Source organism: Nocardiopsis metallicus (assembly GCF_014201115.1).
In the GTDB taxonomy this organism is placed as follows: Bacteria; Actinomycetota; Actinomycetes; order Streptosporangiales; family Streptosporangiaceae; genus Nocardiopsis; species Nocardiopsis metallicus.
The window spans coordinates 4,072,858-4,088,609 of sequence record NZ_JACHDO010000001.1; the positions used below are offsets into that span (position 1 = coordinate 4,072,858).

Annotated in this window: 11 protein-coding genes; 2 read left to right on the plus strand and 9 right to left on the minus strand. The window is 70.0% G+C overall.

Annotated elements, in window-relative coordinates; all coding sequences use genetic code 11:
- Positions 1–15: 15 nt before the first annotated feature.
- From HNR07_RS17755 to HNR07_RS17765, 3 genes are all read right to left on the minus strand, one after another.
- Positions 16–1,245, minus strand: coding sequence for a Bcr/CflA family efflux MFS transporter (locus HNR07_RS17755; RefSeq protein ID WP_184365945.1), 1,230 nt, complete (start codon positions 1,243–1,245; stop codon positions 16–18).
- A gap of 220 nt (positions 1,246–1,465) precedes the next feature.
- Positions 1,466–2,308, minus strand: coding sequence for a GNAT family N-acetyltransferase (locus HNR07_RS17760; RefSeq protein ID WP_184365946.1), 843 nt, complete (start codon positions 2,306–2,308; stop codon positions 1,466–1,468).
- A gap of 127 nt (positions 2,309–2,435) precedes the next feature.
- Complete coding sequence (locus HNR07_RS17765) at positions 2,436–4,073, minus strand: alpha/beta fold hydrolase (protein ID WP_376769929.1); 1,638 nt, start codon at positions 4,071–4,073, stop codon at positions 2,436–2,438.
- A 144-nt stretch (positions 4,074–4,217) separates the two neighbouring features.
- Here HNR07_RS17765 and HNR07_RS17770 point away from each other — a divergent pair, with 144 nt between their 5' ends.
- On the plus strand, positions 4,218–4,682 hold the full coding sequence (locus HNR07_RS17770) for an Lrp/AsnC family transcriptional regulator (RefSeq protein WP_184365947.1): 465 nt from the start codon (positions 4,218–4,220) through the stop codon (positions 4,680–4,682).
- A 92-nt stretch (positions 4,683–4,774) separates the two neighbouring features.
- Here the strand turns inward: HNR07_RS17770 and HNR07_RS17775 are convergent, their stop codons facing one another.
- The 6 genes from HNR07_RS17775 to dxr form a co-directional block, all read right to left on the minus strand.
- Positions 4,775–6,499: a flavin monoamine oxidase family protein gene (locus HNR07_RS17775; RefSeq protein ID WP_184365948.1), complete on the minus strand. Its 1,725-nt coding sequence runs from the start codon at positions 6,497–6,499 to the stop codon at positions 4,775–4,777.
- Between the two features lie 67 nt (positions 6,500–6,566).
- On the minus strand, positions 6,567–7,385 hold the full coding sequence (locus tag HNR07_RS17780; RefSeq protein WP_184365949.1) for a carbon-nitrogen hydrolase family protein: 819 nt from the start codon (positions 7,383–7,385) through the stop codon (positions 6,567–6,569).
- A gap of 307 nt (positions 7,386–7,692) precedes the next feature.
- Positions 7,693–9,153, minus strand: a complete 1,461-nt coding sequence (locus HNR07_RS17785) for an amino acid permease (protein ID WP_184365950.1) — start codon at positions 9,151–9,153, stop codon at positions 7,693–7,695.
- A gap of 463 nt (positions 9,154–9,616) precedes the next feature.
- Complete coding sequence (gene ispG, locus HNR07_RS17790; protein WP_184365951.1) at positions 9,617–10,771, minus strand: flavodoxin-dependent (E)-4-hydroxy-3-methylbut-2-enyl-diphosphate synthase; 1,155 nt, start codon at positions 10,769–10,771, stop codon at positions 9,617–9,619.
- A 290-nt stretch (positions 10,772–11,061) separates the two neighbouring features.
- Complete coding sequence (locus HNR07_RS17795) at positions 11,062–12,417, minus strand: M50 family metallopeptidase (RefSeq protein WP_184365952.1); 1,356 nt, start codon at positions 12,415–12,417, stop codon at positions 11,062–11,064.
- Between the two features lie 27 nt (positions 12,418–12,444).
- Entirely contained in the window at positions 12,445–13,647 is a 1,203-nt protein-coding gene (gene dxr, locus HNR07_RS17800) for a 1-deoxy-D-xylulose-5-phosphate reductoisomerase (RefSeq protein ID WP_312894068.1), read from the minus strand.
- Positions 13,648–13,954: 307 nt separating this feature from the next.
- Between dxr and HNR07_RS17805 the strand changes: the two genes are divergently transcribed.
- Positions 13,955–15,589, plus strand: a complete 1,635-nt coding sequence (locus HNR07_RS17805; protein ID WP_184365954.1) for a CocE/NonD family hydrolase — start codon at positions 13,955–13,957, stop codon at positions 15,587–15,589.
- Positions 15,590–15,752: the final 163 nt, after the last annotated feature.

A 15,752-nucleotide genomic window follows, 5' to 3' on the forward strand; every position in this document is an offset into this window, starting at 1 on the left:
CGCGAGATCTCGGGGTCAGGGGCGGGGATCGGATTCGGGGACGACGGCCTTCGCGGGCGGGCGGGTCATGGTGAGCATGACCAGCAGTCCCAGGACCGAACTGCCGAAGAGGAGCAGGCCCATCGGGATCGCCGTGGTCTCGTCCAGGCCCACCATGGGCGCGACGGCCGCGCCGATGATCATCGGCAGCGCCCCCAGCAGGGAACTCGCGCTCCCCGCCCGGTTCTCCTGGCCTTCCATGGCCAGGGCGAAGGAGCCGGTGAGGACCATGCCCATGCAGGTCATGTAGACGAAGATGGGCACGACCAGGAGCACCAGCGGGCCCTGGAGGAAGGCCGTGGCGAGCACCACGGCGGTGGCGCCGACGGCCACCGCCACGGCGAGGCCGAGGAGGGAGCGCTCTCCGAAGCGTTCGCTGAGGCGGCCCACGGCGGCGCTGCCGAGGATGATCGCGATGCCGTTCACGCCGAAGAGGAAGCCGAAGACCTGTGGGGACACCCCGTACAGGTCCTGGTAGACGAAGGGCGTTCCGGCGACGTAGGCGAAGCTGCCGCCGTGCAGCAACCCCACGATGAGGGTGTAGCCGAGGTAGCGGCGGTCGCGCAGCAGCACGCCCATGGTGCGCAGGCTGCCGGCGAGGGTACTCGGGATGCGCCGTTCGGCGGGCAGGGTCTCGGGCAGGCGCAGGGCCACGACCAGGACGATCACCGCACCGAGCAGCGCCAGCGTCCAGAAGATGCTCCGCCAGGTCGCGGAGGGCAGTAGCAGGACTCCCCCGCCGACGACGGGGGCGACCATGGGCGCGACCGCGACCACCACCATGATCAGGGCGAAGAAGCGGGTGAGCGCGGCCCCGTCGAAGACGTCGCGGACCACGGCGCGGGAGAGCACCACGCCCGCGCTGGCGGTGAAGCCCTGGAGGAAACGGCCCAGCACGAGCACGGCGGTGTTCGGGGCGAGGGCGCACAGCGCCGAGGCAAGGACGAACAGGGCGATGCAGAGCAGGAGCGGCCCCCGGCGCCCCCGGGCGTCGCTGATCGGGCCGATGACCACCTGACCGACCGCGAGACCGACCAGACAGGTCGTGAGGCTCAGCTGCACCTGGGAGGCGTTGGCCCCCAGATCAGCGGAGATCTCCGGGAAAGCCGGGAGGTACATGTCGATGTTGAGCGGACCCAGCACCGTCAGCAGGGCGAGGAGGAGGGCCAGGCCCAGGCGTGCGCGGCCGGTCGGGTTGTGCGGCATCGAGTCTCTCTGTGGCGCGGGGTAACTGAGGGCTCTGGTCGGAGAGCGCGTCCACGTTATCCAGAGTCGTCTGCCCCGTTTCCTGCCCAGTCGCCAATCTGACTGTGATCTGTCAGGAACGCCCCTCGTCCCACCAGTCCGGCCTCTGCGCCTGGACGGCGGTGACGGCCCCGGATTCGCCGCACTTGCCGGCAGCGCTCTCGACTTCCCGGCGGCGCCTTCAGAAGAGCACGGACATGACCTCCCCGACCTGGCGGAAGCCCACCCGTTGGTAGGCGGCGCGGGCCGGAGTGTTGAAGTCGTTGACGTACAGCGTCACCCGGGGCGCGATCTCGGCCAGCGCGTAGTTGACCACGGCGGCCATGCCCGCGGTGGAGTGGCCCTGGCCGCGCAGCTCCGGGTGGACCCAGACGCCCTGGATCTGGCAGACGTGCTGGGTGACGGCCCCGATCTCGGCCTTGAACACCACGCGGCCGTTCTCGATCCGGGCGAAGGCGCGGCCGGTGCGGACCAGTTCCTCGACGCGGGCGCGGTAGAGGGCTCCGCCGTCGCCGGAGTCCGGTGGGACGCCGACCTCCTCGGTGAACATGGCGACGCAGGCGGGCACCAGGGTGTTGATCTCGGAGGTGCGGACCCGGCGGACCAGCGGGTCGGGTTCGACGGCGGGCGGGCCGTCGATCTCCAGGACCGGCTGGCTGGCGCGGATGGCGCGCGCGGGCCCCCAGGCGGGGGTGACCTGCTGCCAGAAGTCGTTGACCGCCTCCACCGGACCGACGATCGAGGAGCAGCGGCGGCCGCGCCAGCGGGCGTGGTCGGCGAAGCCGCGCACGGCGTTGGGCCCTGCGTTGACCGGGACGAGGTTGGCGCCCGAATAGCACAGGGCGGTGAGTCTGCCGCGCTCCATGTGGCCCCAGACCTCGGCGCCCACGCCGCCACCGGAGATCCCGGTGGTCATCAGGCGCGAGGCGACGAAGACGTTGCCCACGGGGTCGGCGTCGAGTAGCTCGCGGACGGCATCCCTGTCGCGTTCGCCAAGGATTCGAACCGCCGAGGTCCGCAGCATCGCATCTCCCCCATCTACCCGCTCACCGTGTCCGGCGGGATGCCGGAGCGGTTCGTGGGCCCACGACGAATTCGCGCCGATTCCAGCCTATTAGACCGTCTCCACTGAGTGATTTCGCTGTCCGGTCTCACCTGGTCGTTTCGAGTCCGATCGGGCCGAGGCGGTCCACCGGCGCGTGGGGGGCGCTCTGCGCGGTGCGCGGCTGGGGTTCGGGCCGTGCGTCGCAGGTCAGGTCGGGTCCTTCGACCCCGCGTTCGGGCAGGGTCAGGTCCTGGAGGTAGGCGACGACCGTCTCGTCGACGCAGGTGTTGCCGGTGAGGGCGACGCCGTGGGTGATGCCGCCGTCCTCGATGACCAGGGAGGAGCCGGACAGGCGGCCCCGCAGGGCGTGGGAGCCCTCGACCGGGGTGGCGCCGTCGCCGGTGGCGTGCACGATGAGCACCTCTCCGTCGTAGGCGGGGTGTTCGTAGGGCCCGTCGCCGATCTGGAACCAGGGGGCGGAATCGCCTTCCCAGGTGATACAGGGCGCGTTGTACCAGATGTTGTGCCAGCCCATGAAGGGCGCGTCCTCGTGGACCGCTTCGGCGTTCGCGCGCCAGGTCCGCCAGTCGTCTGGCCACACGGTGTCGGTGCACTGGACCGCGAGGTAGCCGCCGTAGCCGGGGTCGCTGTCGGCGTCGTCGCCGTAGGAGTCGTGCAGGGCCAGCAGCGGGGCGGGGTCCTCGTCGTTGACCTGTGCGGCCAGGGCCCCGGCGACGGCGGGCCAGGCATTGCCGCTGTAGGCGACGACGATGACGGCGCCCTCGAGTTCGGTGGGGCCGACGGTGTCGTCGAGGGGGTTCTCACGCAGTTCGGCGCGCAGGCCGTAGTAGGCGTCGGCGACCGCCTCGCGGTCGGTGCCCAGGCCGTAGGTGTCGTCGTGGCGGGCGACCCAGTCGAAGAAGTTGAGTGCGGCGCGGTCCAGGGCGCGGCTCTGCACGAGGTTGCTCTCGTACCAGGGGTTGTCCGGGTTGACGACGCTGTCCAGGATCACGGCGCGCACGCTGTCCGGGTAGAGGGAGGAGTAGACGGTGCCGAGGTAGCTGCCGTAGGAGTAGCCGAGGTAGTCGACCTGTTCGAGGTCGAGGGCGATCCGGATGGCGTCCATGTCGTGCGCGGTGTCCTCGGTGCGCATGTGGTCCAGGAGCGGCCCGGCGCCCTCCGCGCAGGCGGCGGCGTAGGCCTCGGCGTCCTGGCGCAGGGCGTCCTCCTCGGCCGCGTCGGCCGGAACGGTGTCCTTGCGGACGGGGGTGAAGAAGCCGGGGTCACAGGTGACGGCGGGGGTGGAGGCGCCCATACCGCGCGGGTCGAAGGCGACCACGTCGTAGGTCTCGCGGAGTTCCGCGGGCATGCGGTTGTGGGTGTGCGCGGCCCACATGCGTCCGGCGCTGCCGGGTCCGCCGGGGTTGACCAGCATGGTGTGTTCGGCGGTGCCGGTGGCGCGGACGCGGGACAGGGCGATCTCGACGGTCTCGGCGAGGTCGTTGACGCGTTCCCCGCCGGTGGTCCGGGCCAAGGGGACGGTGATGGTCGCGCACTCGAGTTTGGCGTCGCCGACCGGGTCGAGGTCCTCACAGGGCTGCCAGCCGACCGCCTTCTGGTCGATGCGGGTGGTGGGTGCGGCGGCCGTCCCGTTCTCGGCGGCCTGTGCCGTCGGCACGGTGATCAGGGAGGCCAGGAGCACCCCGGCGGAGACAGCGGCCCACTGTGTGCCTGTTGATCGCACTCGATTACCCCCGATGACTACCGTGTTGTCACCATGCATTGTCTCCATTACCTATTGTGATCACGGGAAGCGACACGGACCCCATCTGAGCACTCCCCCGGTAACATGTGCCCTGGTCGGATCAGACATGGACAAAGGGGCATAATGCGGCTTGATCGTGTCGACGAGCGGATCATCGCGATACTCGGCGCGGACGCGCGGATGAGTTTCGCGGAGATCGGCGGCGAGGTCGGCCTCAGCCCGTCCGCGGTGAAGCGCCGGGTGGACCGCCTGGTGGAGTCCGGCGCCGTCCGCGGTTTCACCGTGGTCGTCGAACCCCAGGCGATCGGCTGGACCACCGAGGCCTTCATCGAGCTCTACTGCCGTGCGCGCACCTCGCCCGGCGAGATCCGCATCGGCCTGGCCAGCTACGCGGAGATCACCTCGGCGTGCACGGTCACCGGGGAGGCCGACGCCATAGTGCAGGTCCGCGCCCGCGACACCCAGCACCTGGAGGAAGTCATCGAGCGCATCGGCGCCGAACCGTTCGTGGTGCGCACCAAGAGCACCCTGGTGCTGTCCCGCCTGGTCGACCAGCCCATCCTCGCCGGAGCCGCCGACCTGTCCTAGCGGGTTCCGGCCACAGGAAGGGACCCCGGTAGCGCCGTCAGGGAACGCTTCCGGGGTCCGGGGAGAGACCCGTCAGGGCCCGGGCTCCGGCCCTAGTCCTCCGGGAGGGTGACCGGGGCCAGTTCGTCGAAGCGGTCACCCGGGCCCGGGTTGGACGGGTCGGTCTGGCCGCCGAAGTGGTGCATGACGCCCCACACCGCGTTCAGGGCGGTCTGCACAGCCCCCTCGGCCCAGCCGGCGGTCCAGGACACGTCGTCACCCGCGAGGAACAGCCCGCGGTATCGCTCGTCCAGGTCCGCCTGGTGGAAGTGGGTGAACAAGCGGCGCTGGTACCGGTAGTGGCCGGGCAGGTTGGCCTTGAACGCGCCCATGAAGTAGGGCTCGTCCTCCCAGGACACGGTGACCGGGTCGCCGGTGATGTGGGAGCGGATGTCCACTCCCGGGTAGATCTTGCCGAGCGAGGCCAGCATGACCTCCAGGCGCTCGTTGCCCGAGAGCGGCAGCCACTTGAGCGAGTCGTCGCACCAGGTGTAGGACATGCAGATCGCCGCGGGGCCGTCCGGGTCCTCGCCCTCCAGGAGGTAGGTGCCCCGGGTCATCCGGTCGGTGAGCGTCATGCTCATGACGTCGCGGCCGGTCTCGGGGTCCTTGTCCCGCCAGAACGCGCGGTCCACCGGGACGAACAGCTTGGAGGACTCCATGTAGTGGGTCCGCTCGATCGCCGTCCAGTGGTCGATCGGCAGCAGGTCGTCGTCGCAGTCGATCTTGGACAGCATCATCCAGGACTGCGCGGTGAACACCGCGGCCGCGTAGGTGCGGGTGGAGCCGGAGGAGTCGGTGACGGTGATGTTGCCGGCCGGGTCGCCCTTGGCGGCGGTCCGGCGCAGCGCGGTCACGGCCGGGCGCGGGTCACCGCCGTGCAACGAGGCCAGGGAGGTGCCCTGCGCCCAGTGCACGAGCTTGTCCGGGGCGTCCTCCCACAGGCGCAGCGGGAGCTGGTCCACGCCGCCGACGATACCCATGTGGTCGTCGTCCGCGCCGGTGTAGGTGACCCGCAGGATCTCCAGGATGGAGTTGGGGAAGTCGGTGTCCCAGCCGCCGGTACCGAAACCCACCTGGCCGAAGACCTCGCGGTTGCGGAAGGACGAGAAGCCCGGGGACTCGCACAGGAAGCCGTAGAAGGTCTGGTTGTCCAGCTTCTCGACCAGCCGGTTCCAGATCTCCTTCTGGGTGGCGACGTCCCGCTCGCGGATCGCCTTCTGCATGCGGGTGTGCTCGACGCTCTCCAGGGTCTGGTCCCAGGCGCGCGCCACCTCGCGGTAGACCTCGGGCAGCTCGTCCAGGTGGGTCGCGTAGTGCGACTCGCCCTTGAGGTCGACCACGGTGCTCGGGGTGGCCGCGGAGAGCGGGTTCGGGAAGGGGCTGGTGGTCAGGCCCATCCGGTCCGAGTAGTGCCAGAAGGAGGTGGAGGTCGGCGGAAAGCGCATGGCGCCCATCTCGGCGACCACGTCGGCGGGGGCGCCGGGAAGGCGCTCGGTGCGCAGGCGGCCGCCGATGCGGTCGGCCTCGTACACGACCGGCTTGAGGCCCATCCTCATGAGCTCGTAGGCGGTGACGACGCCGGACAGACCGCCGCCGATCACCGCGACCTCGGTGCCGTGGTGCTCGGCCGGAACCTGGCCCAGCCCGGCCGGGTGCGCCAGGAACTCGTCGTAGGCGAACGGGAAGTCGGGCCCGGACATGGTCAGCGGACGGTCGTTGGCCGGGGTGTCGGCAGCGGGCGCGCTACCGGCGGCCGTGGGCACGGCAGACGTCATGAAGGCCCTCCTTCGCTGGGCTGGGTTTCACCGGGGACGGGTGTGGTGCGGTGTGTGACGAGAGGTGTCAGGCAGTGCGGGTGGCGGCCGCGGGCTCGGAGTACAGCTCCGGGCGGCGGTCACCGAGGTAGGAGAGTTCGGTGCGGGACAGCTCGGTGGCGGCCGGGTCGACCTCGCCGACCAGCAGCTCCTCCGCGGGTCCGGCCCGCAGCAGCTCGGTGCCGTCGGGGCCCACCAGCGTGCTCAGGCCCACGTAGTCGAGCTCCGCCTCGGCGTCGCAGCGGTTCACGTAGGCCAGGTGGATCTGGTTCTCCATGGCCCGGGCCGGGGCGAGGAGGGTGGCCACCGAGGTGTCCGGGCCCATCAGGGCGGTGGGCACGACGAGGAAGGTGGTCCCGGCCAGCGCGTGCGCGCGCACGGCCTCGGGGAACTCCACGTCGTAGCAGACGAGGAAGCCGATCCGGTGGCCGTCAAGGTCCGCCTGGACGACCAGGTCGTCACCGGCGCTGAACAGGTTCCGGTCCAGGTCGCCGAACAGGTGGGTCTTGCGGTAGAGCGCGCGGGAGGCCCCCGTGGCGTCCACGAGCCGCACCGCGTTGAAGACGTTGCCGTCGGCCAGCTCGGGGAAACCGTAGACGATCGCGACACCGGTCTCGGCGGCGATCCGGGAGACCGCTTCGAAGAGCGGCCCGTCGGCGGCCTCGGCCAGCTTCGCGACCCGTTCCCCGATGTTGTAGCCGGTCATCGACATCTCGGGGGTGATCAGGAGCTCGGCGCCCTCGGCGGCGGCCGCGCGGGCCCGCTCGCGGAGCCGGACCAGGGAGGAGGCGGTGTCGCCGCTGCGTCCCGTGCCCTGGTCGAGGGCCACGCGCAGTGGTGTGGGCATCGCTGTGCACCTCCCGGTGTGTCATCGCTGGTCAGCAGCGTCCACTCTAGGTGGAGCAGGGCGTGGGATCGGTGTGTGGGGCGTGCACTCTGTTGCGAGTTCGCACCGGACCACCGTGGTTCGTTGCGCGGGTGCGCACGTTCGCGCTCGTTACCCTTGGATCCCCGCCCGCGAACCCGGGACCGCGGTCCCTCACTCCCCCAGGCAGAACGCGAGGGCGGAGCCGGGGATTCCCCCCGGCCCCGCCCTTGTGTCCGAGCCCGCCGTGCTGCTTGTGATGCGGGCGCGAACGCTGCTCAGGGGCCGGTCAGGAGCGGACCTCGACGGTCGGCTCGGTCTCCAGCGCGGAGCGGCGCATGCTGTAGCCGAAGTAGATGGCCAGACCGACCGCGAGCCAGACGCCGAAGGCGATCCACACGCTGAGCGACATGCTGAACATCAGGTAGGCGCAGGCCAGGACGCCCAGGACCGGGGTGAGGGGGGCGCCGGGCATCCGGAAGGCGCGCTTGAGATCCGGGCGGTTCCTGCGCAGCACCAGGACGGCCACGTTGACCAGGGCGAAGGCGAAGAGCGTGCCGATCGCGGTGGCGTCGGCGAGCGGGCCGAGCGGGATGAGCGCGGCCAGCAGGGCGATGAACACCGAGGTGATGATGGTGTTGGTGCGCGGGGTGCCCTTGGCGTCGACCTTGGAGAAGGCCTTGGGGATGAGGCCGTCGCGCGACATCGCGAAGAGGATGCGGGTCTGGCTGTAGAGCACGACCAGGACGACGCTGGCCAGGGCCAGAACGGCGCCGGCGGCGAAGATGACCGCCCAGATCGGAGTGCCGGTGACGACGGTCAGGATGCCGGCCAGGGAGGTCTGCCCCTCGGCGAACAGCTCCCAGTTGAGGGCGCCGACCGCGCTGAAGGCCACCAGGCAGTAGATCGCGGTGACCACGATCATCGAGAACATGATCGCGCGCGGCAGGTCGCGCTGCGGGTTCTTGGCCTCCTCGCTGGCGGTGGAGGCGGAGTCGAAACCGATGTAGGAGAAGAACAGGGTGGCACCGGCGGCGGAGACACCGGCCATGCCCATCGGCATGAAGGGGGCGAAGTTGCCGTCCTGGACGGCGGTGATCGCGATGGCCACGAACATCACCAGCACGGCGACCTTGATGGCGACCATGACGGCGTTGACGCGGGTGCTCTCACGGACCCCGGCGAGCAGGGCGAACATCGACAGCAGGACCACGATGGCGGCGGGCACGTTGATCACGCCGCCCTCGAGGGGTCCGGCCAGGAACGCGCCGGGCAGCGACAGGCCCGTGGTCAGCTGCAGGAGCTCGTTGATGTACTGGCCCCAGCCGACGCCGACCGCGGCGACGGAGACGCCGTAGGTCAGCATCAGACACCAGCCGCACACCCAGGCCATGAACTCGCCCATGGTGGCGTAACTGTAGGAGTAGGCCGAGCCGGAGGCGGGGATCATCCCGGCCATCTCGGCGTAGGCGAGCGCGGAGAACAGCGCGGTCACACCGGCGAGGACGAACGCCAGGATGACGGCGGGCCCGGCGATCGGGACGGCCTCGCCGAGGACGACGAAGATGCCGGTGCCCAGGGTGGCGCCGATACCGATCATGGACAGCTGCCAGAAACCCATGGTGCGGCGCAGTCCGTTGCCGCTCTCGGTCTCGGCCACCAGCTTCTCGACCGGCTTGCGCCGGCTCAGGCGTTGCCCGAGCGTGGGCGCTGCCGCGCTCACCTGCGCGGGGGTCTTCTGGTCCACCACGAATTGACTCCTCGACGTTCTGCGGGGTGGGCGCACCGGATCGGCGCCGTCTCGAACCAACGGCACCCCAAATGTGCCCTAGGCAACGTTAATGGTGTTGCCTGAGTAACATGACCCAAATTTGTTGCATTTGTCCGCTTGATCCAGCGGAATCATGCGCACCGGCGCAAGAAAACGCACGCGACCGTGATTCATGTCATATGAAGTGACCCAATGTGACCACTCCCGCGTGACCTGCGAGGACGCGGCCGGGTTCCCACGACTGGGGTTCGACGAGCTGGGGTTCGATGGCCCGGGTTTCGATGACCGGGCATCGCCGGTAGGTGTAAGCGACCATGGGCGCCGAGTGTTCCTGGAACAGCCCGGGTCTTCCTGGCGAAGCAAAGGGGAGCACGGCCACTCGCCGTGCTCCCCCTCGGAAGCTTCAACCGCGGGTCAAGCCCGCTGGACGCGCTGGCCCGGGTCAGCTCGCCACGGAGACGCTGGGTTCGCCCTCGATGCCGGCCTCGCCCATCTCCTCGGCGATGCGCATGGCCTCCTCGATGAGGGTCTCCACGATCTTGGACTCGGGGACGGTCTTGATGACCTCGCCCTTGACGAAGATCTGGCCCTTGCCGTTGCCCGAGGCCACGCCCAGGTCGGCCTCGCGCGCCTCACCCGGACCGTTGACGACGCAGCCCATGACGGCCACCCGCAGCGGCACCTCCAGGCCCTCCAGCCCGGCGGTGACCTCCTCGGCGAGCGTGTACACGTCCACCTGGGCGCGGCCGCAGCTCGGGCAGGAGACGATCTCCAGGCCGCGCTCGCGCAGGCCCAGGGACTCCAGGATCTGCGCGCCGACCTTGACCTCCTCGGCGGGCGGGGCGGACAGGGACACGCGGATGGTGTCGCCGATCCCCTCCGACAGCAGGGCGCCGAAGGCCACGGCGGACTTGATGGTGCCCTGGAAGGCCGGACCGGCCTCGGTGACGCCCAGGTGCAGCGGGTAGTCGCAGGCCTGGGACAGCTGGCGGTAGGCGTTGACCATCACGACCGGGTCGTTGTGCTTGACCGAGATCTTGATGTCGCGGAAGCCGTGCTCCTCGAACAGCGAGCACTCCCACAGCGCGGACTCCACCAGCGCCTCGGGGGTGGCCTTGCCGTACTTGGCGAGCAGGCGCTTGTCGAGCGAACCGGCGTTGACCCCGATCCGGATCGGGGTCCCGGCCTCACCGGCGGCCTTGGCGATCTCGGCGACCTTGTCGTCGAACTTCTTGATGTTGCCCGGGTTCACGCGCACGGCGGCACAGCCGGCGTCGATGGCCTGGAACACGTACTTGGGCTGGAAGTGGATGTCGGCGATGACCGGGATCTGCGACTTCTTGGCGATGATCGGCAGCGCGTCGGCGTCGTCGTTGGTGGGCACGGCCACCCGGACGATCTGACAGCCGGAGGCGGTCAGCTCGGCGATCTGCTGCAGGGTCGCGTTGATGTCGGAGGTGCGGGTGGTCGTCATCGACTGCACGGAAACCGGGGCGTCCCCGCCGACGGGGACGTTCCCGACCATGATCTGCCGGGTCTTGCGCCGGGTCGCCAGCGGGCGCGGCGGGGTGGCGGGGATACCGAGATCGATGGTCACGCTTGATTCACCTCGTCTGCCGCCGGAGAGGGGGGCGGCACTTGATGTCGTCCGGTTCGTGGAGAAGGGCGCCCGGAACAGCGCCCGGAGCCGCGTTCGGGTGCTCCGGCTGGGCGGCCTGAACCGCGGCGGCGTTCCCGGAACGCGACCCCAAGGTTACCCGCCCCGGAGAAGACGCTCGGACCGTCGTGGCCCCACTCACACCAGTTCAACCGGTATTCATCTGCCGAAGACGATCTCGGGGCGGCCCCGGGCACCCCGGAGGCCGCCCCGAAGAGGTCAGGCTTGCGTCAACCGAACAATCGGACCGGATTGATGAGGTCGGCCACGAGCAGGATGACGCTGAACACCAGGAAACAGGCCACGATCACGTATGCCACCGGGGTCAGCAGCGCCACGTCCACCGGCCCCGGATCCGGTCGTCGGAAGATCCTGGCCGTCCACTTCTTGATGGACTCCCAGATCGCCCCGACCATGTGCCCGCCGTCCAGCGGCAGGATCGGCAGCATGTTGAAGGCGAAGAGGAAGAGGTTGACGCTGGCCAGGATGCTGAGCATGATCGCGACGGTGTCGATCACCGGCAGGCCCTGCGACATGATCTCGCCGCCGATGCGGGAGATACCGACGATGCCCACGGGGGAGTCCTCGGTGCGCTGCTCGCCCAGGAAGGCCGCGCCGAAAACCTCGGGAACCCGGCTGGGCAGGGCGATGATCGCCTCGCCGACGTTGACCAGCATGGTGCCGACCTCGGAGACCGACTCCCCCACGGTCAGGGCCTGGCGCTCCTGGACGAAGATGACCCCCAGGAAGCCCACGACCTCGGTGGCGGCGATCCGGCGGCCCTGTTCGTCGTAGACGTGGTTTCCGTTCTCGTCGAGCTCGTAGACGATGTTGCCGTCCGCGTCCCGGGCTGGCAGCTCGTTCTCGACGATGTCGATGTCGGTGGTGAAGCGCTCGCCGTCGCGTTCGATCACGAACTCGGTGGGGCCGAGGGACTGGCGGATCTGGCTGTTGACGTTGGCGCCCTCGGTACGCTCGCCGTCGATGGAGAGGATGAGGTCGCCCGGCTCCAGCCCGGCCTCGTAGGAGGGGGTGCGGTCGAACTCGTCGGTGCACTCGGTGGCGGTGACCCCGGCGGGCACGATGCACTCACGCAGCTGGCCGATCTGCGGGGTCTCCTTGTGCACGCCGATCCCCATGAAGAGCACGGCCAGCAGGATCACCGCGAGGACGAGGTTCATGCCCGGACCGGCGAACATGACGATCAGGCGCTTCCATGGGGCGCGCTGGTAGAACTGCCGGTCCTGGTCCTCGGGGGAGAGCTCCACGTAGGAGGCCTCGCGTGCGTCCTCGGCCATCGCCCGCCAGCGCGACATCTTCTTGGCGCCGCCGTCCTCTGCGCGCTTGGCGGGCGGCAGCATGCCGACCATCCGCACGAAGCCGCCCAGCGGGACGGCCTTGATGCCGTACTCGGTCTCGCCCCTGCGCACCGACCACAGTGTCTTGCCGAAGCCCACCATGAACTCGGTGCACTTGATCCCGAACATCTTGGCCGTGGACATATGGCCGAGCTCGTGCCATGCGATCGAGAACAGCAGTCCCACCACGAACAGGACGATCCCGACCACGGTCAGCAGGACGACCATGTATCTCTCCTCAAGCCAGTATGGCCCTCAGCCGCGGGCGAGCAGCTCGCGCGCGCGGGTTCGGGCCCAGGTGTCAGCGGCGTACACGTCGTCCAGGGTCAGGGTCGAGGCCCCCGGGCGCTCCGTCCGCTGGTGTTCTGAGACTACCTGGGAGACAGTGTCCATGATGGCCGGGAACGCGAGGTTTCCCTTCAGGAAGGCGTCGACCGCCTCCTCGTTGGCCGCGTTGTAGACGGCCGGGGCCGTACCGCCCGCGGCGCCGACCTCCGCGGCCAGCCGCACGGCGGGGAAGGCCTCCTCGTCCAGGGGCTCGAAGGTCCAGCTCTGCGGCCTGGTCCAGTCCATGCCGGGAGCGGCGTCGGGGACGCGTTCGGGGGCGCCGATCCCGTAGGCGATCGGGATCATCATGCTGGGCGGGCTGGCCTTGGCCAGGGTGGTGCCGTCCACGTACTCGACCATGGAGTGCACGATCGACTGCGGGTGGACGACCACGTCGATGCGGTCGAAGGGCACGTCGAAGAGCAGGTTGGCCTCGATCACCTCCAGCCCCTTGTTGACCAGGGTCGCGGAGTTGACGGTGATGACCGGGCCCATGCTCCAGGTGGGGTGGTCGAGCGCCTCGGCGGGGGTGACGTCGGCCAGCTCCTCGGCCCGGCGGCCGCGGAAGGGGCCGCCGCTGGCGGTGACCACCAGGCGGCGCACCTCTGCCAGTCCGGCGTGCACGAGCCCCTGAGCGGGGCTGGTGAGCTCGCCCTCGGGCAGGTACGGGAAGCACTGGGCGATGGCGTAGTGCTCGGAGTCGACCGGGACGATCTGGCCGGGGGCGGCCAGGTCGCGTACGAGCGGCCCGCCGATGATCAGGGATTCCTTGTTGGCCAGGGCCAGCGTGGTTCCGGCGCGCAGAGCGGCCAGGGTGGACTCCAGGCCCAGCGCCCCGGTGATCCCGTTGAGGACGGCGTCGCAGGGGGAAGCGGCCAGCTCAGCCACACCCTCGGCGCCGACCAGCACCTCGGGGGCGGCGCCCTGCTCGCCGAGCAGGCGGGTGAGCTCGGCGGCGCGGGCCGGATCGGCCACGGCGACGCGTTCGGCCCCCAGGTCCACGGCCTGCTTGGCCAGCAGGTCCACCCGGCCGCCCCCGGCGGCCAGGCCCACCACCCGGAAGCGCTCGGGGTTGCGCTGGACGATGTCGATGGCCTGGGTCCCGATGGAACCGGTGGAGCCGAGGACCACTACTGTTCGCTGCTGTTCTTCTCGCACGCGTCCATTGTCGCGCACCCGGCGGATCCGCGCCGATGCCCTGTGGACAACCCGTCGGGGCGACGGCGCGAAGCTCCGGTGAAACGGAGGCGACACACCGGGGACACGGGGTCTTTACAAGAGCACGGGGATCGCCTAACTTGACCCGTGAGTAAGTTACCCCACAGTAAAGAGAGACGCCGATCACCGCCGGTGCGACCGAACACCGGCCTCCCCCGATGGTGCGGGCGCGACTGCCCATCGAAACCTCCCCGCCCCCATCCCCGCCGAGGTTTCCGACATGACCCCTGTCCGTACGCGCCCCTCCCCCGGCGCGCGTCTTCGCTCCCTCTCCTGTGTGGCGGCGGCCGCCGTCGCGGTCGCCACCCTGTCCCCGGCGCCCGCCTCCGCGGTCACCGTCGCGTCGACCATCAGCTACGAGACGATCGTCAGCCATGACGGCACCGAGCTGAAGGCCAAGGTCATCACCCCCACCGGCGCCGAGGGCCCGCACCCGCTGCTGGTCATGCCCTCCGCCTGGGCGACCCCGCACATCCTGTACGTCGGAGCGGCCAAGAAGCTGGCCGAGGAATCCGGCTACCAGGTCGTCGCCTACTCCTCGCGCGGCTTCTGGGACTCCGGCGGCGGCATCGAGGTGGCCGGACCCGAGGACCGGGCCGACGCCAGCGCCGTCATCGACTGGGCCCTGGAGAACACCGAGGCCGACGTCGACCGCATCGGCATGGCCGGCATCTCCTACGGCGGCGGGATCAGCCTGCTCACGGCCGCCGAGGACCCCCGGGTCAAGGCGGTCGGCTCGATGAGCGGCTGGGCCGACCTGGAGGCCTCGCTCTACCCGAACGAGACCATCGACGTGCAGTCCGCCGAGCTGCTGCTCCTGGCCGGGAACCTGCTCGGCACCCCGGGCGAGGCGCTCAAGGAGATGGAGCGCGAGTATCGGCGCGGCAACATCGACCCCATCCTCGAGATGGCCCCGGACCGCTCGGCCGCCACCAAGGTGGACCAGATCAACGCCAACGGGACAGCCGTCATGATGGCGCACGGCTGGAACGACGGCATGTTCCCGGCCGCGCACATCGCCGACTTCTACGAGGAGCTGTCCGGCGACAAGCGGCTCATGCTCACCCCCGGCGACCACGCCACCCCCGAGGCGTTCGGCGCGGTCGGGCTGCCCAACGAGGTCTGGGAGGACCTGGGCCGCTGGTTCGACCACCACCTCAAGGGCGAGGACAACGGCATCGACGCCGAGGCCCCGGTGCGCGTCAGGCCCAACAACGGCAACGGCGACTGGACCTCGCACGCGGACTGGCCGTCGGTGACCGCCGGGACCGACGAGTACTACCTGGACCGGCCCAGCACCAGCTGGGGCCGCTGGCAGAGCAGCGGCGCCATGGAGGCCGAGCCCGCGACCGGCTGGAACTACGGTTTCCGTACCGGCATCAGTACGACGGCGCGCAGTGGCACGGTGATCCTGTCCGGAGCGCTCCAGCAGTTCTTCGACGTGCCCACCGGAGTGCTGCTGCCCACCGTGGACCGCTACCGGGCGGCGGTGTGGACCAGTCCCGCCTACCCCGACGGCGCCCGCGTGGCCGGTGTGCCCGAGGTGACGTTCACGGTCACGCCGACCACCGCCGACCAGTCGGTGTTCGTGTACCTGTACGCGATCAACGCCCACGGGACCGGCTCCCTGCTGAGCCACGCCCCCTACACGCTGCGCGGCGCCGTTCCGGGTGAGCCGGTGACGGTGGAGACCGAGATGTCCTCGGTGGTGTGGGACGTCCCGGCCGGGCACCGGCTGGCCGTGGTGGTGGACAGCAAGGACCTGCGCTACGACAGCGAGAGCCGCATCGGCAACCGCGTCACGGTGACCTCGCCGGAGGAGAACCCGACCAAGGTGACCATCCCGCTCGGCTAGACCCTGGACCCGTGAACACCCCGGTTACCTCTTGACCGATACCTCGGTTTTCAACCAGGAGGAAACCGTGAGACCGGCGACCGGTCGGCCCGGACTCCCGCAGGGCCGGCCGGTCGCCCCTCGCTTCCCGAAGAAGCCACGACACAAACTAAAAGTAGTTATT

Coding starts and splice junctions, on each gene's coding strand:
- HNR07_RS17755 (WP_184365945.1), bottom strand. CDS start 1,245: ATGCCGCACAACCCGACCGGCCGCGCACGCCTGGGCCTGGCCCTCCTC.
- HNR07_RS17760 (WP_184365946.1), bottom strand. CDS start 2,308: ATGCTGCGGACCTCGGCGGTTCGAATCCTTGGCGAACGCGACAGGGAT.
- HNR07_RS17770 (WP_184365947.1), top strand. CDS start 4,218: ATGCGGCTTGATCGTGTCGACGAGCGGATCATCGCGATACTCGGCGCG.
- HNR07_RS17775 (WP_184365948.1), bottom strand. CDS start 6,499: ATGACGTCTGCCGTGCCCACGGCCGCCGGTAGCGCGCCCGCTGCCGAC.
- HNR07_RS17780 (WP_184365949.1), bottom strand. CDS start 7,385: ATGCCCACACCACTGCGCGTGGCCCTCGACCAGGGCACGGGACGCAGC.
- HNR07_RS17795 (WP_184365952.1), bottom strand. CDS start 12,417: ATGGTCGTCCTGCTGACCGTGGTCGGGATCGTCCTGTTCGTGGTGGGA.
- HNR07_RS17805 (WP_184365954.1), top strand. CDS start 13,955: ATGACCCCTGTCCGTACGCGCCCCTCCCCCGGCGCGCGTCTTCGCTCC.